Origin of the sequence: Methanolobus mangrovi (assembly GCF_031312535.1) — an archaeon.
GTDB lineage: Archaea > Halobacteriota > Methanosarcinia > Methanosarcinales > Methanosarcinaceae > Methanolobus > Methanolobus mangrovi.
Genome location: NZ_CP133594.1, coordinates 613,409 through 638,457 on the forward strand (window position 1 = coordinate 613,409; position 25,049 = coordinate 638,457).

19 protein-coding genes are annotated in these 25,049 nt (G+C 38.3%); 6 read left to right on the forward strand and 13 right to left on the reverse strand.

Annotated elements, in window-relative coordinates; genetic code table 11:
- Positions 1–78 precede the first annotated feature (78 nt).
- From RE476_RS03100 to RE476_RS03120, 5 genes are all read right to left on the reverse strand, one after another.
- Complete coding sequence (locus tag RE476_RS03100) at positions 79–948, reverse strand: DUF1638 domain-containing protein (protein ID WP_309308941.1); 870 nt, start codon at positions 946–948, stop codon at positions 79–81.
- 5 nt (positions 949–953) lie between these two features.
- Positions 954–1,760 (reverse strand): DUF1638 domain-containing protein, encoded by an 807-nt coding sequence (locus RE476_RS03105; RefSeq protein WP_309308942.1) that lies wholly within the window; start codon positions 1,758–1,760, stop codon positions 954–956.
- A 116-nt stretch (positions 1,761–1,876) separates the two neighbouring features.
- Positions 1,877–2,455: a TetR/AcrR family transcriptional regulator gene (locus RE476_RS03110; RefSeq protein WP_309308943.1), complete on the reverse strand. Its 579-nt coding sequence runs from the start codon at positions 2,453–2,455 to the stop codon at positions 1,877–1,879.
- Positions 2,456–2,629: 174 nt separating this feature from the next.
- A complete protein-coding gene (locus RE476_RS03115; protein ID WP_309309548.1) occupies positions 2,630–3,112 on the reverse strand; it encodes a DUF2115 family protein in 483 nt (160 codons plus the stop codon).
- Between the two features lie 126 nt (positions 3,113–3,238).
- Positions 3,239–6,247 (reverse strand): PAS domain S-box protein, encoded by a 3,009-nt coding sequence (locus RE476_RS03120; RefSeq protein WP_309308944.1) that lies wholly within the window; start codon positions 6,245–6,247, stop codon positions 3,239–3,241.
- A gap of 671 nt (positions 6,248–6,918) precedes the next feature.
- Here RE476_RS03120 and RE476_RS03125 point away from each other — a divergent pair.
- From RE476_RS03125 to RE476_RS03135, 3 genes are all read left to right on the forward strand, one after another.
- Positions 6,919–7,443 carry a GNAT family N-acetyltransferase gene (locus tag RE476_RS03125; RefSeq protein ID WP_309308945.1) on the forward strand — a complete coding sequence of 175 codons (525 nt, stop codon included), beginning with the start codon at positions 6,919–6,921 and terminating at the stop codon, positions 7,441–7,443.
- Between the two features lie 202 nt (positions 7,444–7,645).
- Positions 7,646–8,956 carry an APC family permease gene (locus RE476_RS03130; protein ID WP_309308946.1) on the forward strand — a complete coding sequence of 437 codons (1,311 nt, stop codon included), beginning with the start codon at positions 7,646–7,648 and terminating at the stop codon, positions 8,954–8,956.
- Positions 8,953–10,254: an APC family permease gene (locus tag RE476_RS03135; RefSeq protein ID WP_309308947.1), complete on the forward strand. Its 1,302-nt coding sequence runs from the start codon at positions 8,953–8,955 to the stop codon at positions 10,252–10,254. The genes RE476_RS03130 and RE476_RS03135 overlap by 4 nt, the downstream gene beginning before the upstream one ends.
- A gap of 33 nt (positions 10,255–10,287) precedes the next feature.
- Here the strand turns inward: RE476_RS03135 and RE476_RS03140 are convergent, their stop codons facing one another.
- From RE476_RS03140 to RE476_RS03155, 4 genes are all read right to left on the reverse strand, one after another.
- The gene (locus RE476_RS03140; protein ID WP_309308948.1) at positions 10,288–11,781 is read right to left on the reverse strand and encodes a PAS domain-containing sensor histidine kinase; all 1,494 of its coding nucleotides are present in this window, start codon (positions 11,779–11,781) and stop codon (positions 10,288–10,290) included.
- Between the two features lie 316 nt (positions 11,782–12,097).
- On the reverse strand, positions 12,098–12,316 hold the full coding sequence (locus RE476_RS03145) for an ATP-binding protein (protein ID WP_309309549.1): 219 nt from the start codon (positions 12,314–12,316) through the stop codon (positions 12,098–12,100).
- On the reverse strand, positions 12,244–12,594 hold the full coding sequence (locus tag RE476_RS03150) for a hypothetical protein (RefSeq protein ID WP_309308949.1): 351 nt from the start codon (positions 12,592–12,594) through the stop codon (positions 12,244–12,246). Before RE476_RS03150 ends, RE476_RS03145 begins: the two co-directional genes overlap by 73 nt.
- Positions 12,595–12,722: 128 nt before the next feature.
- Positions 12,723–13,304 (reverse strand): MASE1 domain-containing protein, encoded by a 582-nt coding sequence (locus tag RE476_RS03155; RefSeq protein WP_309308950.1) that lies wholly within the window; start codon positions 13,302–13,304, stop codon positions 12,723–12,725.
- A 180-nt stretch (positions 13,305–13,484) separates the two neighbouring features.
- Here RE476_RS03155 and RE476_RS03160 point away from each other — a divergent pair, with 180 nt between their 5' ends.
- Positions 13,485–14,927, forward strand: coding sequence for a PAS domain-containing sensor histidine kinase (locus RE476_RS03160; RefSeq protein WP_309308951.1), 1,443 nt, complete (start codon positions 13,485–13,487; stop codon positions 14,925–14,927).
- Here the strand turns inward: RE476_RS03160 and RE476_RS03165 are convergent.
- The 3 genes from RE476_RS03165 to RE476_RS03175 form a co-directional block, all read right to left on the reverse strand.
- A complete protein-coding gene (locus RE476_RS03165; RefSeq protein ID WP_309308952.1) occupies positions 14,908–17,493 on the reverse strand; it encodes a PAS domain-containing sensor histidine kinase in 2,586 nt (861 codons plus the stop codon). The two genes, RE476_RS03160 and RE476_RS03165, sit on opposite strands and share 20 nt — an antisense overlap.
- Before the next feature lie 199 nt (positions 17,494–17,692).
- Positions 17,693–19,012, reverse strand: a complete 1,320-nt coding sequence (locus RE476_RS03170; protein WP_309308953.1) for a M1 family aminopeptidase — start codon at positions 19,010–19,012, stop codon at positions 17,693–17,695.
- Between the two features lie 257 nt (positions 19,013–19,269).
- Positions 19,270–21,606, reverse strand: coding sequence for a nitric oxide reductase activation protein NorD (locus RE476_RS03175; protein WP_309308954.1), 2,337 nt, complete (start codon positions 21,604–21,606; stop codon positions 19,270–19,272).
- A gap of 411 nt (positions 21,607–22,017) precedes the next feature.
- Between RE476_RS03175 and RE476_RS03180 the strand changes: the two genes are divergently transcribed.
- Both RE476_RS03180 and RE476_RS03185 read left to right on the forward strand, forming a co-directional pair.
- A complete protein-coding gene (locus RE476_RS03180; RefSeq protein WP_309309550.1) occupies positions 22,018–23,319 on the forward strand; it encodes a phenylacetate--CoA ligase family protein in 1,302 nt (433 codons plus the stop codon).
- A gap of 41 nt (positions 23,320–23,360) precedes the next feature.
- Positions 23,361–24,209 (forward strand): methanogenesis marker 8 protein, encoded by an 849-nt coding sequence (locus RE476_RS03185; protein ID WP_309308955.1) that lies wholly within the window; start codon positions 23,361–23,363, stop codon positions 24,207–24,209.
- Positions 24,210–24,270: 61 nt separating this feature from the next.
- On the opposite strand, the gene RE476_RS03190 is transcribed toward RE476_RS03185, so the two are convergent.
- Positions 24,271–24,696, reverse strand: coding sequence for a PaaI family thioesterase (locus RE476_RS03190; RefSeq protein WP_309308956.1), 426 nt, complete (start codon positions 24,694–24,696; stop codon positions 24,271–24,273).
- Positions 24,697–25,049 lie beyond the last annotated feature (353 nt).

Genomic DNA, 25,049 nt, shown 5'->3' on the forward strand with positions numbered 1-25,049 from the left:
GTTACTCCTTTAACGACTGAGGGAGTAAGGTTTCATAAAATACATAAACCCAGAAACGGATAATTGGATGTTTTGTCGTTAGTATCTCATATTCTCGCAAATACTAGTTTTAGCTTCCATGTATGAATTGACGGCTATTTCCATCGTCCCATCAACGTGGATAGTCTCCATATCAAATATCTTTGCAAATTCAGAAGCGTTTCTGTGAAAATTACTATCTTTACAGTTTTGATTGTTGATCTTAAAAAGAAGACTATACATCGGGCTGCTAAGATACTTACTGATTTTTCTATAAGACTCAGTTGATCTGTAATCAGTTCCATTCATGCTGGAAAGCCACATCGGAGTTGCATATATAGCTCCTTTGCCGTTCCCAAGTAACATCGTTTTTGTGTAGACCTCGTTCCCTCCAAGTGCTACACTAATACAGTCATCAACAATGTTTCTTTCATTATCTTTCAGAAAATAAACATGACAATCAAGCTTCTGCAAGTCGGCCTGCACTTTTTCAGAACTATAGCCACATTTTCCATAGAAAAGAAGGATGCCATCTGATATTTTTGCCATTTCCCCGGCATTCAGATACACTTCAGACTGCAAACGATCAATATCAGAATGCAGATCTTTCCTGAGGAGATTCACAACAATTGTTAATTCCTGTTCCTTATTTCTATTTACGGCATCACTTATTTTCTTGAAGAGTGGAATGTTCGAAAAAGCAGTCATTAAACTGCCAGGTGATCTTTTGTCGATTTCTGATACGATAGGATATAATTTGTCAGACAAGAACACAAAAGGCTTGAGATCATCTGATCTAAGTTTCTGTATAAATCTGAAACTGTTTCTGTTCTCTACTACAAACAAATTTTTGATATCAAGGTCTTTTGAGAGAACATGCACCAATTCATCTTCAAGCATTTCGCAGGCAATTATACTTAACACTGGCATAATTATTATTCACATAGTTTTGTCTTTATTTCATCCTTTATCGAGAGATAACATTTCTCGAAAATTTGCTGATTACCGCTGACCTCAAAGGTACTGTACCCAAACAAACTGGCATACTCTTCGATCTTTGCATCGATATCCTTTACGTATGTCAGGCCTGTGTTGACCTTTGCAACCCTTGAATATCCTGCAAGGTCATTGACCATTTTTGCCATCTTGAGCGCTTTTTCAGGGTCTGGATGATATTTAGTAAAGCCTAGAAGTTCTTTCCATGAACTGGCATACATGGGAGTGAAGAAGAAGGCAGGTTCTTTACTGTGTGTTTTAAGCAAGTTCAGATAATTAGCTCCACCGCCTACTGTTGCTCCGATGCAGTCATCCACAATTCTTACATCATCTCTCAATATCCTCACTATGCAGCCATCTTTCTCAAGGCAGAAATCCTCCTCTACCTTACCCAAAACATTTCCACAAAGCCCGTAAAAAAGCAGTATCCCATCTGAGAAGGGTATCATTTCCCTAATACTCTGGTAGACCTCGGATTTCAGTGTTTTAGGTACTGCATGAAGTCCAAGTTCCAGAATATTAACTACTACAATTGATTCATTTCTATCCATTTCCTCGAAAGTACTTGGTATCTTTTCTAAAGGTATGATCTCATAAGATACATGCTGTTCACTAAGTTTTTCTGTAAATTCAGAAATGTTCTCGTTCTCTACGATCATGATCTTATTGATTTCAGGATCATTGGTGAAAAGCCAGACAATTTCATCCTGCATTATTTTACATGAAATAATACTCATAACAGGCATTACAAATTTCCTCCAATTTTATTTCTCTTACTGGTTTCCGTTCTTTATGGCAAAAATAGCTTAATATCTATAACCTGTCTACCTACATGTAGATAGGCAACAGGTGGATAAAAAAATCAACCCCTCCATCCAAGATCGGATTTGATCGAGGAAATTGATCTGACAAGTGTTTTCCTACCTTTAATGCTGGATAGTAGTCTGGCTCCCATCAATGTTATGAATACATCTTCCGCACGTGCTTCTACGGAGTCTGAAAAATTGAATTCCCCTTTTTCCAGTCCGGTTCTGAGAACATTAGTGATCCAGTCAAGTATATCATCCATTAGCAACTTATTTTGCTTTTGAACTTCCTCTGGAAGTTCTTCAAAACCCATGATCACTGAGCCAGGAGGACAGATCGTTTTACCTTCCTCGAACTCCTGTAATGCATAATCAAAATAGTATTGAAGTTGCTCACGGGCAGACCCTCCTGCTTTCACTACTTGTGCAATAGAAATAGCTAAGTTCTTTCTTCTTTCTTCAAGCAAGGCAACAACTAGATCTTCTTTCTTTGGGTAGTAATGATGGATCGAAGCATTTTTGATTCCAAGTTTCTGGGAAATGTCCCTATAGCTGAATCCATTATAACCCCGGCATTGCAAAAAGTGCCTTGCGTAATGGAGTATCTGTTGATTGGTAGGGTTCATATCTGTCATATAGGTCCACATGCTTCTTGTTTCTTGTATATACTTGAATAATGCTCATATAATAAATACCTACCTGCATATAGGTAGGCAAAAATAAAATGAACAAACAAAAAACCATGATTAAGGAGAAGAGATCTAAAAGCTTAAAGCAGATTCTGATGTTTGCACTTAATTTATTAGGTTTTAATCAATTGCTTTGCAAACACAGTATTTGCACAAAGACAATGCCTCTAATATATGCTTGCTCTTTACAGGGCAATAATAACTGCTACCGTTCTTGAAGATCATCCGATTTACAGTTACAAACATTCCGGGAGGGTGCAGCGGTTCTTTCACTATAAAAGCCAGATATGTGGATATTATACGAATATATTCTTTCAGGTCTCTTTGATCGGGAGCATATTCATCCATATATTTATTGATCCTATATGTAAAATCTTCAAGTTTTTCAATGTCAATCTCCTTAGATATATCAGGATGGTCTCTGTCTGTCAGTTCAGAAAACATCTTATGGTTATATCTTGCAAGACAACTGATATTGTGCCGAAGACTTCCACGAGTACTCTGAATATCTTCTGTTTTATTTTCATTAATCTTTATTAAATGCTCAGAAGATAGATTGGAAGCTTCTTTCTTCAATGAAAATAATAGCTCACAGGAATTAATATGATATTCCTCCTAATTAGTATCTGAAATCCTAGAACATGCTGTGCATTTCATAATTACTATTTTTATTGTTATTTTATTTGAATAAAATCAGTTAACTGTTCCATGCTGTACTTTAGAGTAAGATTATATCGGTATTGTAAGCGTGAAAGTGCTTCCCTTGCCAACCTCGCTTTCAACATGTATTTCCCCTGAATGCATTTCTATGTAATGTTTAGCAATCGCAAGCCCTAATCCTGTTCCGCCATGAGTACGGTTTGTAGATGAACTGGCTTGTTTAAATGAGTCAAATATAGCTTTCTGTTGTTCTAAAGGAATGCCAATCCCGTTGTCCGATACAGAGATTTGAACATTTCCATTCATTATTTTTGAATCAAGCCATACTTTGCCAGTTACATGTGTGAATTTGATGGCATTGCTAAGAAGATTGTACATGATCTGTTTCATTTTCATCTTGTCAGCATTTATTTCTAACTTCTCGAATCCGATGTTGATTTTAAAATCAATATTCTTCTCTTTGATCAGAGGGTCCATTAATACTATTGTCTCGTCCATAAATTCCTGAAAATCAATTATTTCAGGTTCATATTCTATATTTCCAGATTCTATTTTTGAAATATCGAGTATGTCATTGATCAATTCCAACAGATGTTTACCACTTTTTAGTATATTGGATATATAATTAATTTGTTTTTCATTCAGATCGCCGAATATTTGTTCATTCAAAATCTGGGAAAAACCAATAACTGAATTAAGTGGTGTGCGAAGTTCATGGCTCATGTTTGCAATGAACTCTGATTTAATTTTATTTGATTCTTCAGCTAGGGCTTTAGCCTGAAGAAGAGCCAGTACTGCCTGCTTACTTTCAGTGATATCCTGGATCATCCCAATAGCCATGTTCCTGTCAGCAGAATATTCTGCAGCGGAATGGATATCACGAATTTTGCCATCACTGGGCCTTTTAATCTTAAATTCAACATCATAACGGATGTTTTTTGTTATGAGGGCCCTCATTGCATCAAATACCATTTGACGGTATTCGGGTAGCACTATACTGTGTATCTCATCTATTGTATGATGTTCACCTTCAATTCCATAGATCTTTCTTGATTCTTCAGATGCATCGACCATACGGGAAGTGAAGTCCATCTCCCAGCTTCCGACATTCCCTACACTTTGTGCAGTGCGCAGTTGTATTTCTTTCCTCAGCAACTCCATTTCAGTCTGTTTGCTTTCAGTTATGTCTGTTAAGAACAATGTAAGTCCAATAACATTTCCCTCGTCATCCTCAAGTGGGCTGTACACATTCTCATACCATCTTCTATTGAGTGAGGAATCACCGTATTCTTCAATAACAGTGAAAGCTTCTCCTGCAAGTACCCTATCAAAATTAGCTTTTGCCTTTTCCATATCTGCAGGATCTTTGATGTAATCAAGCATGATAACACCAATTTCTATCCTGTTACCCCAGATATGTTCCATTGTCATCTGATGATTTTTATTAAAAGCAATGTACCTGTAATCTTTGTCAAGAGCAAATATAACAACATCTTTAGGGCTTTCAATAACTTCCTGCAATAGTTGGGATGCCTGTCTGTGTTTCTGTTCTGCTTGCTTTAATGTTTCTGCAGCTCTATTTCTTTCAGTAATATCCCTGCAGATGCAATATGCCAGATTTTGTCCGTATATATGGGCACCGTTAAGAGTTATCTCTACATCATATGAACTACCATCCTTACGACGGTGCTTTGTCTCAAAATGATTAAGCGATTGGTCATTAGTTCTAATTGCTCTGGATAACCTTTCACTAGTGAATGATTCATCCCAGTCCCATATATGAAGCTGAAGTAACTCATTCATAGGATAGCCAAGCATATCAGCATATTTTTTGTTCGCCTCGACGACCTTTCCATTCTGATCGATAACAACAATTCCATCGCCCGATTGCTCGAAGAATATGCGTCTTCTAACAGCTTCTTCTGCAATCCTTTGTTCACCCTTCTTTCTTTCCGAAATCTCTCTACCAATACCTAACACTCCTACAAGATCCCCATTAGAATCATACATTGGAGTTTTGATCGTTTCTATGTATTCAGGATAACCGTCAGCAACACGGGTGACTATTTCTTCATTAATTAAAGACCTACCAGCCTCTAATGCTTTTATATCCTTCTGTCTAAAAAAATCAGCAAGTTCTTTATCATGAAAATCATAGTCTGTTTTTCCAATGATCTCTTCTTCACCAACATTGTAAAATTGTTCGAACTTATGATTACATGCAATGAATACACCATTAATATCTTTAAGCCATACAAGATCAGGAATAGTATCTATTAATGTTTGCAGTCGTTTTTCACTATTCATTAGTGCAATTTCTGCATTTTTACGTTCAGTAATATCTTGAAATACAGTGGCAAAACAATCTTTGTCCACTTTATAGGCATTAACATTATAATGCTTATTTAATTGTGGTGCAAATGTTTCAAAATTAGCAGAGATGCCAGTGAGTACAACCTTTCCATATGTTTCTATCAAGGATGTTTCTTCGATACCTGGAAGAACTTCAGTAACACACTTTCCAATGATATCAGTTACTTTAAGTTCAGTATTTTTTTCGAATGCTTCATTTGCATCAAGGAAGATGTAATCTATCGGCTTGCCATTCTCGTCAAGAATTATTTTATGTATTGCTATACCATTGATAGCATTTTCAAAGATGCCTCTATATTTTTTTTCAATTTCTTTTAGTGCATTCTCAGCTCCTATATTTCCGATGACGTTCTTTGTAGTAGATATGTCATGAACTATGAGGCAAAGAAGGGTTTTTTCTTTGGTGTTTATCGGTACCGCACAAATCTCAACACTGTGTATGTCACTATTTTGCAGTTGATGTTTAGAGATTAAGTGATTTTGCATCCCTTTTTTAGTTCCAGAGAACTCAGCTCTTATTTTTTCTTCAGACATTATGTCTATTTGGCTTATTTTCATTTGTCTGAGTTCTTCACATGACCAACCATAATAATTAGAAGCAGCGTTGTTAGCATTAATGATTTGCAAGCTCTCTGGGTCAATAAGCAACATAATAGTATGGTCATTATTGAATAGTTGTGTATAGTCTGCTTTAATTTCATCCATAACACATTTTGAAGAACTTAGATTCTCTTTCATTGGATCATCATTTATTGCTATTTTTAAAGCCCAATTATTGTTGAGTCACTTGAATTTTAGAAAATAGTTTTAAGGCATATTGTGTGTTCATTATGTTAGTTTAACTTTGGCACAATGCCTATAATTATATTTGTATTTATTATATATAAATCATAACATGTTGATAGTTTTAATTATTAATGGCTTAATTAAGAATTATGCCGATTTTGCAGCTATCCTATACTCCTCAATAAGAATGGGTATATACAATGCTTTTTTGATGAATATTGTGTAATTATTATATGAGTAAAAAAACCTCTTTATTGATAGTGCAAATTATACTATGAATCATATTTAATTATGTGTTGTTTGTAGGAGAGTACATATTCATTGTAGTATCTTTTGTCGTATATATCTGGATACTATCATTTTGCTCATAAGACCGAATAGATCTACTAATTTCCACCTTTGAATTCAATTTAAAAAATAAAGGTTAACCTTGAAACTATCAGGTAGTTATGTAGGTAAATCTTGCCTCAAAAAAAGTTAATAAATATTCTGACCTCAATTTTGAAATTATAGACCGACAGTACACTCCACTCGATCTGGCATTTTTTTCTTCCAGAGCAAGCAGGTGAACTTTGATTTTAGGAGATAGTATGAAGCCCCATCTTCATGTAGAACAAGCCAATTTATCGCATGTTAGTTTCCTTTCCGAGTTCGGGAAAGAATCATTTATAGATGCATATAAGCTAACCCTTCCTATGGAAGAACTTAGGGCCTATGTGGATGGTGCTTTCTCGGAAAAACTAATCAAACGTGAGATGGAAAGCTCAGAAGCTCTTTATTTAATCTGCAAGAACTCAAAGGGAGTAATATGTGGCTACGCAAAAATTCTGAATTCTGAAGTACCAGATTGTGTCACAGATAACAAGGCAATAGAATTGCAGCGCCTTTATGTTAAGAATGAATCAAGGGGCAAAGGAGTTGGAGGGATTCTATTCGAGAATGGAGAAGCAATTTCTAAGCAAAAAGGCTTCAATGTAGTGTGGTTACGTGTATGGGATGGCAATACTGCTGCTCAGAATATTTACGTGAAGTGGGGATACACATTTTGCGGTAAAGAGTGGTATGAAGTAGGAAAAGAAAAAAGGAAAGTATTGGTCATGATGAAGCATATTTAAGCAAGTTAGATTGACATATTCTGTCTGTGTATGGATTCTGCAGGTGCTTCACATCATTTCTTTTTCTCCCTATTCTTCACTCATCATCAAGGTAAGATACCATTTGCAGTGGTACGATTATTTTTAGCCGTGTTTGCATAAAATGGTGGTAACAAGTGACTAATTTTTATAACATGTCATAAAAACATCTTATAGGATTTTGATGACTGAAAACAAATCAATGGGCCTGTTATCAGCTACTTCCATTGGCGTCGGTGCAATGGTAGGTGCAGGTATCTTCTCAATATTCGGAACAGCAACCCAGATATCCGGTAATGCAGTCTACATATCTTTCATAATCGCAGGAGCTATCGCTCTGTTAAGCACATATTCCTATGCTAAGTTGGGAGTAAGATATCCTTCCGCAGGCGGTCCTGTTGAGTTTCTTATTCAGGGTTTCGGTGACGGAATATTAAGCGGTGGATTAAATCTCCTTCTCTGGACCGGATATATATTCGGACTTGCACTTTATGCAAAAGGATTTGCCCTTTATGGAATGACCTTTATAGCTGCTGGCTCCGCGGCGATATGGTCAAATATCTTTGCCACAGCTATAATTATTGTTTTTACAGCTATCAATTTCATAGGTGCAAAGGCTGTAGGCAGGTCAGAACTGTTCATTGTATCAATAAAAGTAGGGATTCTCCTGCTCTTTGCCATTTCGGGGCTTTTTTTCATCCAGCCTGTAAACCTGTCAATCGCACAATTCCCAACTACTCCTAATATTCTTTATGGAGCAGGAATCGTATTTCTTGCCTATCAGGGTTTTGGATTAATAACCAATGCTGCAGAGGATATGGATGATCCCGGGCAGACTCTCCCCAGAGCTCTGTATCTGAGCGTTCTCATCGTCATATGCATTTATGTTCTCGTAAGTTTTGCAGTTATCGGGAATCTATCCATGTCAGAAATATCCACCTCAAAGGATTATGCACTGGCAGCAGCTGCAAAGCCTTTTCTGGGTGATATAGGATTCAAAATAATGGCAATAGCTGCCCTATTTTCAACATCTTCAGCCATCAATGCATCTCTTTATGGTGGCGCAAATGTAAGTTATCTCATTGCTAAGGAAGGTGAGTTGCCTGAATTCTTTGAGAGGAAAGTCTGGAACAGAAGCACCGAGGGTCTGTTCATCACTTCAGGTCTTGTTATTCTGTGTACGAATCTCCTGAACCTTGAAGGAATTGGTATGCTTGCAAGTGCTTCATTATTGGTGATATATGTAGCAGTCAATACATCCCACCTGCGTTTGTCCGGGGAAACCGGTGCAAAACGCTATTTGATATATGCATCTTTATTCAGCAGCTTGGTATTTTTAGGGATTCTCATCTACTATGAACTGCTCCACTCAGTAACAACATTGATCGTATTTGCGGTAGTTATTATATTCTGCTTTATAGTAGAATGGACTTATAGAAAATACTCAAGAAGGACATTAAAAACCAGATCAGTATGCGATGGGGCTAATTTATGAAAGACGCATCATCTGTAAAATCCATAGGCTACCTCTCCGCAGTTTCCATAGGTATTGGCGGCATGGTTGGCGGAGGGATATTTGCAGTTCTTGGCCTTGCTGTGAAACTTGGGCAGGGTGGGACTCCTATTGCATTTGCACTTGCCGGCCTTGTCGCTTTGATAACTTCTTATTCCTATGCAAAATTATCAGTCTGCTATCCTTCCGAAGGTGGAACTGTGGAATTCCTGAATCAGGCCTTTGGTTCGGGTTTGATTACAGGAGGGCTTAATGTTCTTCTGTGGTTGAGCTATGTTGTAATGCTCTCGCTCTATGCCTACGCTTTTGGAAGCTATGGTTCCACATTTTTCCCGGATACCATGCAGGCAGTTTTAAGACATGTGCTTACCAGCATTATTATTGTAGCATTGACCATGGTGAATATTATTGGTGCAAAAGTCGTTGGAAAATCCGAAGAGTGGATAATTGGTTTTAAAATTACTATTCTGCTTATCTTCATTGGAGGCGGTCTATGGAGTTTAAAGTCACAGCCGCTCCAGCTCATAACAGGGACCAACCCATTTCAGCTTGTAGCCGGGGGCATGATAATTTTCCTGGCTTATGAAGGGTTTGAACTGATCGCAAACACAGCAAAGGATGTAAAATATCCTGCTAGGACACTACCCCGTGCATATTATTCAGCCGTTGTCTTTGTTATTGCGCTTTATGTCCTGATAGCCTATGTAACCGTTGGGAATGTGTCAACAGACACCATCGTACAGGCTCAGGACTATGCTCTTGCTGTAGCTGCAAAGCCTTTTTTGGGGAATTTTGGTTTCAATTTAATTGCAGTTGCAGCCCTGTTATCAACAACTTCAGCTATTAACGCAACCTTATACGGTGCTTCACGTGTGAGCTTTATCATAGCCAAAGATGGAGAATTGCCTGAGATACTGGAAGAAAAGATATGGAATCGTCCAATCGAAGGTCTGCTGATAACTTCATTTTTAACATTGATCGTAGCAAACGTGTTCGATCTGTCCAGTATTTCAATAATGGGAAGTGCAGGATTCTTGCTTATATTTGGAGCAGTAAACACTTCTAATGCCCGCCTTCATCAGAAGACCGGAAGCAACAGGTGGATACCCATAACAGGTGTAATTGTCTGTTCAATTGCATTATTGACCCTGGTCTGGTACACATTGACTAACTCGCCAAAAGATATTCTCATATTGGCTTTGATGCTGGCTTTAGCATTCACTATCGAAGCGGTTTACAGAAAGTACACCGGAAGAAGCATAAAAAAGATTCATAGTTGATATGGTTTTAATCAGGTAATGGAATACCAATGTTCAGGTATTTTCAGGCTCAACAGGAATCACAAACGCAAAGGTACTACCCTCTCCCGGCTTGCTCTGTACCCATATATTGCCGTCATGTAGTTCTATATACTTCTTGACAATTGCAAGCCCTAATCCGGTTCCTTCGTGCTCGCGTGTATTATATTGATCAAGTTGTTTGAACGGCTGGAAGAGTTTGGCAGTATTCTCTTGAGCGATTCCTATGCCGTTATCTTTTATGCTGACCTCTATCATATCTTCGGAACGCTTTACACCAATTTTTATGAATCCTTTAGTTGGCGTGAACTTGATAGCATTGCCTGTAAGGTTGTAGAGGATCTGTCTGAATTTTGTCCGGTCTGCATTAATGCTCAGGTCAGGATCAATTTTTGTATCCATATCTATAGTTATATCCTTTTTTGCTGCCAGAGGAGCAATTAACATTCTTACTTCCTCTACAGCATCAGAAACATAGAATGTTTCATAGTGAAGTTCCATTTTGCCTGCTTCTACCTTTGAGAAATCAAGGATGTCATTGATAAGTTGAAGCAAATGTTTGCTACTTTTTGAAATGTGATCCATGTAATTGTTCTGCTTTTCGTTAAGTTCTCCGGGAATCTTTTGAAGCATCAGGTCTGAAAAACCTATTATGGAGTTCAGTGGGGTTCTTAACTCGTGGCTCATTGTAGCAAGGAATTCTGTCTTACTCTGGGTAGTATCCTCAGCAGCCTGTTTAGCGGCAATTAATGCTTCTTCCGTCTGCTTTCTTTCTGAAATATCCCGGCATACACAAAAGATCAGTTTTTCGTCCCCAAACATGGAAGCGTTCCCGCTTATCTCCACATCAAGTAAAGTGCCATCCTTACGTCGATGTTTAGTTTCATGGATAACGCCTACACTGTTAGCAAGTCGGGTCATTTCCATTAATTGTTCGCGAGTGTATTTAGCATCCCAGTCCCATATATGCAGTTTGAGTGTCTCTTCAAGCGTATAGCCATGCATGTCCGCATATCTCTGATTTGCCTCGTAGACCTTAGAATTCTGGTCAAGGATGACAATCCCGTCTGCAGACTGTTCTGTCAAAATACGTCGCTTAGTGATCTCTGCTTTCAGTGCATCTTCATTCTTTTTACGTTCAGTTATATCCCTGACAATAGTGCAACTGTACTCATTTCCTTCGTAGCTCATGTAGTTGACTGTGATCTCAACAGGAAAAACACGGCCAGATTTTGTACGATGGGTAGCTTCTAATGTGGCTGATCCTTTCTGTTTAACCATCTCAAACTTTTCAGGCCAGAGTTCCTTTGAAATGGTAGGATCGACATCATAGACTTTCATGGCCAATAACTCTTCTTGCAAGTATTCTAATAAAGAGCAAGCTGCTTTATTGGCATAGAAGAACTGTCCATCGGACCTTGCCCAGAAGACAGCGTCGCTTATTGTGTCCAGGGAGAAACTGATGAGTTGCATTTTCTCCATGTTTTCCCTGCACTGATCTTCTTCCATTTTCATAAAATCGTCCATTTTAGGTTAAAACATGGCGTGCTGCCTGTGTGGTATGTCAGATATGTGTCTTTGTCAAAGTGAAAAATCAGGGTATTTAATAATTATTCATGAGTTTGTGTTATGAGAATTACACGTTGATCGTGTGGTGATTAATATTCTTGCAAATAATATGATAATTCTAATATATAAATGTGTTTTTGTTGAACAACAACATGTTTTAAGAGGATTAGTGGAAATAATTATTTTTATGAAATGAGATCTCTCTAATATCGGTATTGAGTTTACATTTCCTAAAGAAGGTTGCTTGGTTATAGGATCAGTTGTTTTCCATTTTCAGTGGAATAACAAATGTAAAAGTACTTCCTTTACCAGTTTCACTTTCAACCTGAATATTTCCACCATGCAATTCCACATATCTCTTTACAATTGCAAGGCCAAGCCCTGTCCCTTCAAATTCACGAGTTAGAAAAGAATCTGCCTGTCTGAAGGGTTTGAATATCTCTTGCAGATAATCTTTTGAAATACCAGTTTGAATATTTTCGTATTGCCATTAATTACATTCCTTATTCCTTTCTCTGTACTAACAGCTTCATCCGGTCTTTCAGTTGTTAATTCATCCAGGGATTTCAGATAATTGGATTCTTCAGTGCATTTAAGAGAATCCAGGCCACTATTTTGTGCAAAATCTTTCCAGCTTTGATTTGCATAAGAAATGGTTCCATCTGGTGATAGTATAATGATTCCATTTTCCCAGAGGTCCATTGAATCCGCTTCAAGATTAAAAACAGAAGGATTGTTGATTTTTGAAGACATATCATGTCCTATTATATTATGTGTTTATTTTTATAATAGAGTGTATGTATTATTCACTATAATATATAACTGTTTAGAAATAGTAAAAATTCCAGTCTTTGTCCTATTAATTATTGGATGCTGGAAGTTTAAATCCAGTATCCTTGTACATAAGATCTTGTCTGCTGAACATATGGGGTGATGTACCTGAGTAAAAGGGGTACAATTACAAGTGTAGCAATTAAATTGCCTATGAACCACCCTTCAAATGTCACAAAAAACTCTGTCCACTGGATGACTCCATTGGTTACTAACATTAACGAGCCCCACAAGGCGCCCACTAGATTGTTCAGTACACAGGCAAAGAGAACAAATATTGTCATATCCCTTTTTGTCCGCATTCTGATGTTCACTTTGAAATATGCAAAGGCAGCTAGGGGGATAAGTACCTGCCAGAGGTCTGCAAGTGACCATGCCACATTCAATGAAAAAGGTACATCTGCAAGTATTCCGGCTCCGATCATACAACCAAGATATGCTGAAAAAGCACCCCATATTCCGTACCAAAGGGCGAATACTATCATGAATGCTACAGCAAAATACATGCTGGAAACTCCTGGTGCAGGTGATATAGGAGAATTGATAACTGCAAATCTTGATAAAAGTGAATTAACCAGTGCAAGGAACAGCAAAATATTCAAATATCTCGAAAATGACTCTATATCGGGCATGATATCTTCTCCTCCAATTTTGATATATGATGTACTGAATAATTTCTGTCAAAAATCGAATGTCTTCATTGTAAATGTATATATAGTATTCTTTTTATTTAATATATTTATTGTATAAAATAAGTCTGATTGATATATATTTATGATTTGTTTTTCCAGGCATATTGCAGTTCGCATAAGGTGGAATTCGCTATAAAAAGTGATCAAAAGGATATGGATCCGCTTCGGATAAAAGAATGGTTCAAAAGACCATATTCAGTGACAGTCACTACTCTTTTGATCTTTGTTCTAGTTTTGTATCAGGCATGGTTGTATACTGGCAACTGGCTTGAAAATATTCTTGTAAATGGCCTTATTCCGGGAGATGTGACATTCATCAAAGCTCTCACATTTATCCTTATCCTGTTAACCGCTAATATAGTTCACATGATAATCAGCAGACAGGTAGCTCTTTCAAGAACCGTGGAGGATCAGGAGAACAAACTTCATTTATACGAAGCGAAGTTCCAGAGCTTCATTGATAATGTACCTGCTGTTGCTGTCCAGGGTTTTGATTCCAATCATACTGTGCATTACTGGAATCTTGCAAGTGAAAAAATGTACGGATATTCCAAAAAGGAAGCTATAGGGAAGAAAATGACCGAACTTATAGTCCCGGCTGAAAGCAGGGATGAGTTTGACAGGATCGTTGTTTCCACACAGGACGAAAACAATTACACTAACACCTTTGAAACAACTTTCCTCAATAAGAATGGAAATGAAGTTCCTGTATTTTCCAGCTACTCCGGTGTTCCGGTAGCTGAAGACAAATTAGAGATATTTTCTATGGAGATAGACCTTACGGAAAGAAAAAGAATGGAAAAGGCACTAAAGGGGGCGAAAGAACTTGCTGAGGCTTCAAGCCATGCAAAAAGCAAATTCTTAGCAAGCATGAGCCATGAGATTCGTACTCCTCTCAATTCCATTATAGGGTTTTCTGACATTCTCGCAAATGAAAGCTTAGAACCTTTAAGTGATAAACAAAAAAGGTATGCTCATAATATATCCACAAGTGGTCATCATTTGCTTGGAATCATAAATGATATACTTGATATATCTAAAACAGAAGCTGGAAAGATGGAGCTTGAATATGAAAAGATCTCAGTTCCTTCGATAATCAATGATATAGCAGAAAAGATGAGGCCATCAACAAATGTCAGGAACATATTGATCGATGTCATTATAGAACAGGAAATCGAAATGGTTGAAGCAGATTCCGGAAAGTTGAAGCAGATTCTTTATAATCTTGTAGGGAATGCAGTCAAGTTCACTCGAGATAATGGAAATATAATCATCAGGTGCAAGGCTGTTGAAGATATGGTGCACATTGAAGTTGAAGATGATGGTATAGGGATTAAAGAACATGACATTAATAAATTATTCAAGCCATTCTCTCAGATAGATGCACCTTCTATGAGTAAGTACAGGGGTACAGGATTGGGTCTGTCCCTTGTCAAAGAACTGGTCGAACTTCATAGCGGCGATGTCTGGGTAAGGAGCGAATACGGAAAATATAGTATTTTTGGCTTCAGTATTCCCATGCATCAATTGGATAATAATAACATCATGCTTTTTTCAGCATGACCCAGAAAACACTGCCATGCCCTGCGGGGTTATCCTCAACACCATATTTGCCACCATGCAGTTCTATTATTCTTTTGACTATGGCAAGACCAAGGCCAGTTCCTTTGATGCCTTTCTTATCGGCACGATGGAAACGGTTGAAAAGAAGAGGTTTATCTTTATCCGAAATACCAATTCCAAAATCGGTAACACTGGTCTTCCACATATTATTTTCATCTGAAAAAGTTATCTCTATCCTGCTTTTAGGTGGACTGTACTTTATAGCATTTGAAAGCAGATTTGCAAAAACTTCTTCGATAACAGTATTGACCACAGAAGGACAAGGCCCGTCTGCTGTGAAGACGATTTCATGCTCTTTCATTTCATGCTGTGTTTTGAAACTGTCCAGAACCATCTTGAAAATAGGAACTATATCCATATTTTCAAAAACAATATCTTCATTCTTTTGCAGTTTTGCAAGTTTAGTAGCAGTTTCCAGAAGTTCTATGAGCCTGTCGTTGTTATCTCGAACCTTTTCCGCAAGTTTGAGCGCATTTTCATCATTGATGGTCATAATAAGTTCTTCAGTGTAACCCTTGACAACACTTGCAGGCGTTAGCAGGTCATGTCTGATAATGTCAGTGAACAGATCCTTCAGTTCATTTGAATGCTTGAGTTCACCTGCATATCTCTTTAACCTCTCTTCAGCCTTCTTTCTCTCAGTTATATCCCTTGCAACTGAGATAATTGCCTGCTCTCCTTTGTATTCAATTAATCTTGAATTAACTTCGTGAGGTAATAAGGAACCATTCTTGTGAACATCATATATCTCAAAAATAATATTCTTCTCTTTCATTATGCGTTCAGTATAGCCATCCATCATGGGTCTCATTCCTGGCCACACCAGATCTTTTGGAGACATTTCAAGCATTTCATCTTTAGTGTATCCTGTGGAAGAGACTGCAGCTTTGTTAACGTCTATGAATTTACCATGAGGTTTGTGAATCGATATCAGGTCATCAATATTATTAAATATCGTCTTGAGATTATTCTCCGACTCTACTAGCATTGCTTCCATTTTTCTGCTCTCTGTAATATCCTCTCCTGAACTTATTACGCCAATGCGCTTGCCATTTTCATCCTCAAGAGGGACATCATGCCAGAATATCAGTCTTTCTTCACCACTTTTAGTGAGTATCAGGTTTTCAAAGTATTCCGGTGGATCTATCTCCCCATTAATTACCTTTATAAAATTCTCCCTGGTAATATCCCTTACACTCTCGGGAAGGAACTTGTCAAACCAGCTCGCACCTATGATCTCATCTTTTGTGTATCCAAGAACTTCAGCTCCTTTTTTGTTAACAAACGTAATGTTTGTGTCAACACCAACTATCCCTATTATAGAACCGGCGACATCCAGGTAATTCTCAAGTTTATCCCTTTCTTGCTTTAGGATGTCTTCAATGCATTTCCTTTCGCTGATGTCCCTTAGAATCAGAAGTTTTGCTTCACTGCCTTCATAATCAATAACAGAACCTGTGATCTCAACAGGTAGCTCCTGCTTGTTTTTCGTCAGCAGATCGACATGGAATATTGCTTTATTGGCAATATTGCTATTGCATTGGTTGAGCCATTCAATGGATCTTTGATGATCTTCGGTTGGAATAAGTTTAAGGTAGCGTTCATTGATAATATCTTCATATTCATATCCGGTAATATCCAGTGCTTTCGAGTTTGCAAATCTTACGAGTCCTTTCTGAACGATAATAATTCCATCATTTCCTTTTTCCACGATGGTTGAATACTTTCTTTCAGACTCCTGCAGTTCCAACTCGGCTTTTTTTGCCTCAGAGATATTCCTTGCAACACAGATGAATGTCTTTTCATCATTGTTTGCAAGTGGTTTGCATGTGATGCTCATAGGTACTATCTCTCCACTTTTACACCTATGATCAAATTCGAATGTCGAGCTTCCTTTTACAGCAGCATCTTTTATCATGGGGGAGTTTTCAAAATTATCTGAACATTGGGTCAACAAGTCTTTGATATTCATTTGATGCAGTTCTTCTGCAGTATATCCTGTGCAGGTCTCAAAACTTGTATTGAAGTCAAGTATATTCCCATTTGAATTCACGACAAATAGGTAATCTTCAAGTTTGTTGCAGTAACTCCTCATCTTTTTTTCAATATTATCTAATTCCATTACTTTTTTTCTTTTTTCAAAAAAGAGCGATATCATTCTGGAAATAAGATGCAGCATCTTTTCATAATTATGGATTAGATCAGCATTATTTTCAATTTCTGTATCCTTGCCTGCGATTATGATCTCAATGAAGCCTTCTTTCTTGCCATTTACAGTAATATCACTGGTAAGAATAATACCAGGTTTGCTGTAGGAATCAGATTCACAATGCTCATCAAGCCATGATATTTTAACGGACATATTTTCAGGTTCAGAAAACAAGGATGGTATCCGCTCTACCAGTATCTTTAACATTTCTTCTACAGATGTCTCATCCAGTATAGTATCAACTAGATCCGCTATGCCTGCTATGCTATGTTCAGTGTTGCTAGAGTATCCATTCATTTCCCACTTTCCCCAGGAGTAATAAACGGCTGATAATTTCAATATACACTGGAATGTGATTGCATTCCACCCTACCCTACTAACCATATGCTTCTATAAGTTATAAATATATTCGCCAAAAGTATATTTGATAAAAATATTTTATAAAATTAGTTTATTTAAATCATTTCAAAAAAGATTAAAGCAACAAGAATTTGATTTAAGCATATATGCAGCTTTCAATAGAACTTATATCCTGACCTGCAACGGAATTAATAATACTAAGGTAATCCGCATTACTGATATCATTTCCAGCATTTATGAATTGCCGGTTCATTTCCTGCAATGAATCAATACCTATTTTTTCATATAATGTAAATGTCAGGTAAAATGCTTTTTTATATCCGAAGTCCACACGTTCTTCAGTAGAATCATCGATACTTTCAGGTGTGCTCCAATCCGATAGTGGATAATCATATTGATCCTTCAGATCTTCGTATTTGTCAAGGAATCTGTCACGTCTAGAGTCTGCTTCATCAGGTTCCATTTCACTAAGGACCAAATATGTATATAGGTCTGCATAACCTTCATCCATCCACAATTGGTCAAAGTTGCAGGCACGTGTCCAGTAATGTGCAAGTTCATGTATGAGTATTCCATGATTGGAAGTATATAGCAGCCATATTCCGCTTCTTCCCTGGTTATACCCTCCATATCCGCCGGTTTCAGTTAGATTTGCCTGTGTGATGGTGATATTGTACTCAGCAGGATATGCAATTCCCCATTTATCCTCAAGCAATGCCAGACTCTCAACTGTTGTTTGCATGATGTCCTGTGCCCACTGCTCTTCACCTTCCCAGTATCTTACCTTTATCTCTACATCTCTCTCTTTGAGGTGGGCTGTATCTACCATTGTCAGGCGTGGTGATGATCTAACGGAATTGACTGTATATGCTCTATCCCAGTTCTTTCCTTTTTCGAATATGTATACGCTTGAATACATTTTTACTTCTACTTTATAATCATCTCTGCCTATATGCGTATCAAAATCCGATGGTACTTCGAGTGTAACTTCTATATTGTCCCCATATTCACTTAAGGAAAAAACAGCTGTATTTTTGTTTATTTCAAGTTCGTAGTCGATGTGGAATGTATAACTTCCCTCATACCACACTTTCTGGTTGAAATAAAAAACATAATAACCTTCAGCAGATCTTGTAAATGCAAGTGTATTCTCGCTGTCATAGGATTCTATACCTGTTGCTCCATCGGGAAGATTGTAGTTGTAATTAGAGTAGTAGCCTCTCCAATATTTAGTATCTTCATTGTTGTTGGAGAATGTAATTTCCTTGGAGACTTTAACAATGCCTTCTTCCGGAAGCAGTTTGTAACTGGATACAATGTCAGTGGAGATATCATTGCTATCAGCTACTGTTACACTAATAGTACACAGGAAAAGGATGAGAAAAATCATTCCTGTCAGTAATCGACGTTTTGCAGAATATCCCATTGCTATCCAATGAGAGAACTGAATGGACATTGTTTAAACTGTTATGACATCAAATCCTAATTTGTGTACATGAAAATAGATATTATGTACACATATTCATTAAAATTCTGTGTAAATTATTAATTTATGTACTTATGATTGAATATACATGTATGAATATAATTTACGAGGGACTTCATTCCGATGGATGAGATGATTTATTACAACGGATGTTTGAAATTTTTACTTAAAATATGAAGTTGAAGAAGATTTAAAACCAAAAGTATTAATGCAACAGTATTGCAGTATCAGGTAGTAATCCTCTTATACAACACTGGAAGAGTCTCTGGAAGTGAACTGGCATCATCTATTATCGTGTATCCTGCGCCAGAGAAAATATTGTCAAGATACTTGCTGGGATCCGGATCCACGGTTATGCAGAAAAAATGTATTCCTCTGGCATTGCCTTCACTTATGGCTATTCTGGTATCTTCTTCAGCAATACTTCCTTTGTATGCGCTTTCTCCCCTGGAACTATCAAAGGGTTCGCCATCTGATAAAAGCATCATTATCTTTGTTTTTGCATTTACCTTTTCAAGTTTCCTGATCGAATGGCGGATGGCAGGTCCGAGCCTTGTGTTGGATACCGGTTCCAGCAGACTTATCCTGCGTGCAACGTTCTCCGATAGTTCCTCATCGAATTCCTTTATAACAAAGTATTCAACATCATCTCTGGTCTGGCCGGAAAAAGCATAGATCGCATACTTATCGCCTATACTTTCAAGAGCCTGCATCATAATGATAAGAGAATCTTTTTCGACATCCAATATGCTCTTTCCCTCATAGTTAACCATTTTATGAGTGGAATAACTGACATCTATAAGAAAAAGAGTTGCAACATCCCTTTCATGCTTGTCCCATCTGAGGTAGAGACCATCATCAGGATTTATTCCGCATTTCTTCTGTATCAGGGCATCAATGAAGGCGTCGATATCTACCTCAGTTCCATCGGTCTGTTCCTTCATCCTGCGGAATGTTTCCGGCTTCATCCTGTTGAATACCTGTTTGATCAGAGATATCTCATTCCTGTATTGTTTTGAAGCATCCTTATAATAATCACTGGACATACCACTAGGCTCGATCTCGTTGAGCGTACACCAGTCTGCTTTATAATCATTGATCACAGCATCCCATTCTTCATACATGTAACTGCCCAGTATCTTCCAGTTCTTGTCTGTAGCATAGGTCTGAGGTTTGACCTTTTCCTCTTGTGGCCAGTTTTCCTCTGCTGCCAGTTCCACTTCACTTTCGGGAATGAAATTCCTGATAATATTATCATGTGATCTGGAGGAAAGAGGGTCCTTCTTGTCATATGCTCCAATACTCACTCCACGATAGTCAAGGTTCTTCAGTACCTCATACTCCTTCTGACTCAGTGGACCCATATGCTCATCAAGCAGGATGTATATCCTGAAGGTCGTATCAAGGGAATCAAGAATGGATGATTCTTTCCGGAATATCCTATCCATCAGCAAAGCCTTTACCGGGTCCAGAAGAGCCTTTGTCCTTTCACCAATGTTGTAAACAGGTTCATGTCGTATCGAGATCCACAGAAGTGATTCCATGAACTCTTCTAGGTAACCTGTCGGAGTAGACCTTGTCAGAAGCATCTGGTATCTTATCCTCTCAAGGTCTGCGCGAACTCCCCTGTAGTATTCCATTATCAGGTACTCGGCCCTGGCATCTTCCAGAATGCCGAGTATTGTTCCTGCCAGCGGCTGGTTGGGGAACAGAGCTATGATGTCAGCGATATCAATGACACCCTCGGGTTGCAGACCTGACAGATAAGTTCTTTTCTTTATGGTTGTGTACCTTCTTCTGATATCTGCCATCAGTTCTGCTGCCCCACCAAGTTCTAGTTTATGGGAACTGAACTTTACATGACCAACCTCATGCATTATGCTCAGCTTGTATATCTTGAAGTTATCTTCAAAATCACCGTATTTCTTGATCCTGGGTGTAAGGTAGATGGTCTTGCCTGCAATCACAGGATTTACGGAATTGGATTCTTCCTCCATTTCTAACATCCTTCGGGAAAGAATGTTGAAATTGACACCTGATAATCCAAGGGCATAGTATCTTAGAACGCTTACGATCTCATTAAGTGCCGCAGACCCCTTAATTCTCTCAATGAATTCCTTTGAGATCTCAGACTTCAGGGAAAAATAAGTTTTTCCAAGGGATGGATTCTCTTCAAATATACATATGCCGTTCAGGGCCCACTCTTCCAGTTCATTGACATTCAGATCATTTAAGAGCGGAGGGGAATATGAAAAATAATCAATGGCCAGATCCTTATCCTGGTCAAATATCTTCATCCCGGTACCTGCCCATTTCCTGATTCCTTCAGGCCCTGCATTCTCTGCTGCATCGGGAAGATTTTCAAGGAAAACTCCTGCAAGCATCCAGTCTTTATCGAGCAGCATACGGGCAGTTCTGAGAAGTTCGCTATGATACGATGGGCTGCTCTTTTTCAGAACACTGAGGAGTTTCTTGTGATAATTCCTTCCAAAGAACCTGGATTTTATAAGTTCGATCAGTTCCTCTTCTGTGAGATCTTTGTGTTCAGCGGTATTTTTTGACAAGATATCTCTTCACTCCACGATGATAATGATCCCCCTACTCATATCTGTGAAATTTGTCCTTACTTATTTATATTAGCTATGTAGGGATAATTTCATAAAATAATGAGTTTCTGACCTTCTTTATGTTGTATCGCATGATCCTTGTGTGATACTTACGACCAAACAATGGCATATTTAATACCTTAAACATAACCATTTCTTAGGCGTTGTAGTCCGGACTAACCATTATATTCATGTATTATGTATGTCATGTTGACGCATACCTCAGTACACGAATTAATTATTCATTAATACTCCTCTCTTGGTGTTTAAAAACCAGCTTCTCGATGACGAAAGCATATATGAGTTTATATAAAGGTTTAAACACTCAAAGATGTACTTATATGAAAGGTGTTTGCGGAGATGTCCCCCATGAATTACTGGCAGCCAAAATACGAAACGATGAAAAAGGAAGAACTTGCCGAACTACAACTAAAACGCTTAAAGAAGACGGCTGCAGCGGTCTATAATAATGTTCCCTTTTATAAAGAAAAATTCAAGCAGCTTGGCATCACCCCGGATGATATAAGATCGCTGGATGATATCAGCAAGTTACCTACCACAAGAAAGACAGATCTTCGGGACAATTATCCCTTTGGACTCTTTGCTGTTCCAAAAAAGGATGTTGTGAGAATACACGCTTCTTCAGGTACAAGCGGAAAACCAACTGTTGTCGGTTACACTAAGAACGATATAGAGAACTGGTCAGACCTTATGGCAAGGAACCTTACAATGGCCGGTCTTGACAAGAATGATGTTTTCCAGAATGCTGTGAACTACGGACTTTTCACAGGTGGTCTTGGTTTCCACTACGGCGTGGAACGCATGGGTGCCATGACAGTTCCAAGTGGCACAGGCAATACCTGCCGGCAACTTGAAATGATGATGGATTTCGGTGTCACTGCAATTCATTGTACTCCTTCTTATGCTCTTTATCTTGCAGAAACTGCAAGGGAAATGGATATTGTTGACAAACTTTCTCTGAGAGTTGGTTGTTTTGGTGCAGAACCCTGGTCATCCAATACAAGAAAACAGCTTGAGAATGCCTTGAATATCAAGGCATACGATTCCTATGGTCTTTCGGAGCTTATGGGTCCGGGAGTTGCTTTTGAATGTGAGGAGCAGGATGGTCTTCACGTATGGAGTGATCACTTCTATGTAGAAGTACTTGATGAGAATGGAGAGCAGGTCGCAGAAGGCGAGAAGGGAGAACTTGTACTCACGTCACTTACAAAGGAAGCACTTCCAATTATAAGATACAGGACCGGAGACATCACAAGATTACTTGAAAGTGAGTGTTCATGTGGTCGAACAACGCCTCGTATATCAAGACTTCTCGGAAGAGCCGATGATATGCTTATTGTCAGGGGTATAAACGTATTCCCTTCACAGATCGAAGATGTCATAGTCAATATTCCTGAAGTAACAGAGCATTTCCAGGTCATCCTTGACAGGAATGTAAAGATGCTTGATGAGATCACGGTAAAGGTGGAACTCGAGGAAAATGCATTCACCGGTGAACTGAAGGACCTTGCCGCTGTGCGCAGGCATGTGGAGAATGAGCTAAAAGGCGTACTCAATATAAGGACAAATGTGGAACTTGTCGAGAAGGGTACTATTCCACGTTCAGAGGGTAAGTCAAAGAAGGTCATTGACAGAAGAAATGCTCTTTAAGTACAATGAACAATTATTCTTCTTATAAAAGGTGAAAAACGATGGCACATGTAATGGAAATATTGGGTAAGGCAAGAGTTGTTGTAGAGAATGGAGAAGTTGTAGAGGTTAGTGAACCTCTTATCAGCTGGTGTCCGATCTTTGATAAAGCGCGGGGTATCACTGAGATTACAAAGGAAGAGATTAAGAAGAATATGGAATTCCGAATCAGGGATTTTGGTCTCTTCACAGGTAAACGTCAGCTTGACATGGATATATTTGTTGGATTTGGTGCTTCCGAGACTATGATGACAGGACTTAACCGTGGTCTTCTTGACACAACGGTTACTGCATGTGATGGCGCAGGTTCTGTGATATCCAACAACCCAAATCTTGTACAGGGTATGGGTGCCCGTATTTCCGGTCTTGTTGAGACTGAACCAATTGATGAAACCATCAACGGTATAACTGAACGTGGTGGAATCGTACTTGATCCATCAACGGCAAAGCTGGATCCTGTTGCAGCTACCAGGAAGGCTGCCGGACTTGGTTACCAGAAGATAGCAGTAACCGTTGTTTTCCCGGAAACTGCAAAGCAGTTAAGGGAACTGGAATCTGAACTGGGTCTCGAGCTGACCATAATTGGTGCACATGTAACCGGTATCGACAGGGATTTTGCACAGGAGCTGTTGAACAATGTTGATATTGTAACCAGCTGTGCATCAAAAAACATACGTGACCTTGTAAAGCCACTTGTACAGGTCGGGAATGCGGTCCCTCTTTTCGGACTTACGCAAAGAGGAAAGGAACTGCTTCTTGAAAGAGCAAAGGAAGTTGATTCACCTTTGCTTGTAAGTTCTACGAAATTACCTTCATTGCCTGAAAACAGGCAGCCAAAAGAGCTGGTTTGATCATCCAGCTTTTTTAACTGTTTTTTGAATGTTTTTGATGTTATTATTGTACAAATAAGTCTTATTCTTCAGGAATTTCAAGTTTGTTTTTCTTTCTGTAAGCCATTCCGTTGAATATAGCTACAATATCTCCATCATCATCAGTTACATTTACTACATACGTTGATATCTTCGGGTTTATGGATGTTTCCTTAGCTTCAGCATAAAGGGTTCCTTTCATTGCGGCTTTTACGTAAGCTATGTCGACATTGATGGCAACTGCTACAGTCCCGTAGGAGTTGGATGCGGCGGCAAAAACCATATCTGCCAATGTAAAAATGGCTCCTCCGTGGACAGTACCCAGGATATTAAGATGTCTTTTCTCTATTTCCATCTCTGCTTTTGCATATCCCTTTGAAACAAAAGTGAGATTCATACCTGAATTTGATGCAAAGCATTCCTGTGAGAAATATCTCTTGATATCATCCATGTTTTGTTGTGTTTTCATGTTCCCCCTCATCTGAATAATGTCTATCTTCTCTGTTTTTCTGATACTTATCTATTGTTAATGAATCTTGTAAATTGTTCGTAGTTCTACAAAGCAAATGATTAATCATGATAAATCGTAATAAAGTTTATATAGAATCAAAACAATGTTTATCATGATAAAACATGACAGAATACCACGTTAATTACAATTCGTACAGCTTCGGGACATTGCTCCTCTCCCTTATGATTGCTCTGTTGACATATTACTCATTCCTTAGTTACCACGGTGTAGTTTAAGCTTTTAATGTGTACCACACAAATATACAATTGGGTCTAAGTGGGGTTTAGTGTGGAAAAGGGCAAATGGATAAT

Excerpts from the sequence above, each read along its gene's own strand:
- RE476_RS03190 (WP_309308956.1), bottom strand. The coding sequence starts at position 24,696 with ATGAAAACACAACAAAACATGGATGATATCAAGAGATATTTCTCACAG.
- RE476_RS03105 (WP_309308942.1), bottom strand. The coding sequence starts at position 1,760 with ATGCCTGTTATGAGTATTATTTCATGTAAAATAATGCAGGATGAAATT.
- RE476_RS03130 (WP_309308946.1), top strand. The coding sequence starts at position 7,646 with ATGACTGAAAACAAATCAATGGGCCTGTTATCAGCTACTTCCATTGGC.
- RE476_RS03155 (WP_309308950.1), bottom strand. The coding sequence starts at position 13,304 with ATGCCCGATATAGAGTCATTTTCGAGATATTTGAATATTTTGCTGTTC.
- RE476_RS03110 (WP_309308943.1), bottom strand. The coding sequence starts at position 2,455 with ATGACAGATATGAACCCTACCAATCAACAGATACTCCATTACGCAAGG.
- RE476_RS03180 (WP_309309550.1), top strand. The coding sequence starts at position 22,018 with ATGAATTACTGGCAGCCAAAATACGAAACGATGAAAAAGGAAGAACTT.
- RE476_RS03120 (WP_309308944.1), bottom strand. The coding sequence starts at position 6,247 with ATGGATGAAATTAAAGCAGACTATACACAACTATTCAATAATGACCAT.
- RE476_RS03165 (WP_309308952.1), bottom strand. The coding sequence starts at position 17,493 with ATGAATGGATACTCTAGCAACACTGAACATAGCATAGCAGGCATAGCG.
- RE476_RS03185 (WP_309308955.1), top strand. The coding sequence starts at position 23,361 with ATGGCACATGTAATGGAAATATTGGGTAAGGCAAGAGTTGTTGTAGAG.
- RE476_RS03100 (WP_309308941.1), bottom strand. The coding sequence starts at position 948 with ATGCCAGTGTTAAGTATAATTGCCTGCGAAATGCTTGAAGATGAATTG.
- RE476_RS03150 (WP_309308949.1), bottom strand. The coding sequence starts at position 12,594 with ATGTCTTCAAAAATCAACAATCCTTCTGTTTTTAATCTTGAAGCGGAT.
- RE476_RS03135 (WP_309308947.1), top strand. The coding sequence starts at position 8,953 with ATGAAAGACGCATCATCTGTAAAATCCATAGGCTACCTCTCCGCAGTT.
- RE476_RS03140 (WP_309308948.1), bottom strand. The coding sequence starts at position 11,781 with ATGGAAGAAGATCAGTGCAGGGAAAACATGGAGAAAATGCAACTCATC.
- RE476_RS03125 (WP_309308945.1), top strand. The coding sequence starts at position 6,919 with ATGAAGCCCCATCTTCATGTAGAACAAGCCAATTTATCGCATGTTAGT.
- RE476_RS03170 (WP_309308953.1), bottom strand. The coding sequence starts at position 19,012 with ATGTCCATTCAGTTCTCTCATTGGATAGCAATGGGATATTCTGCAAAA.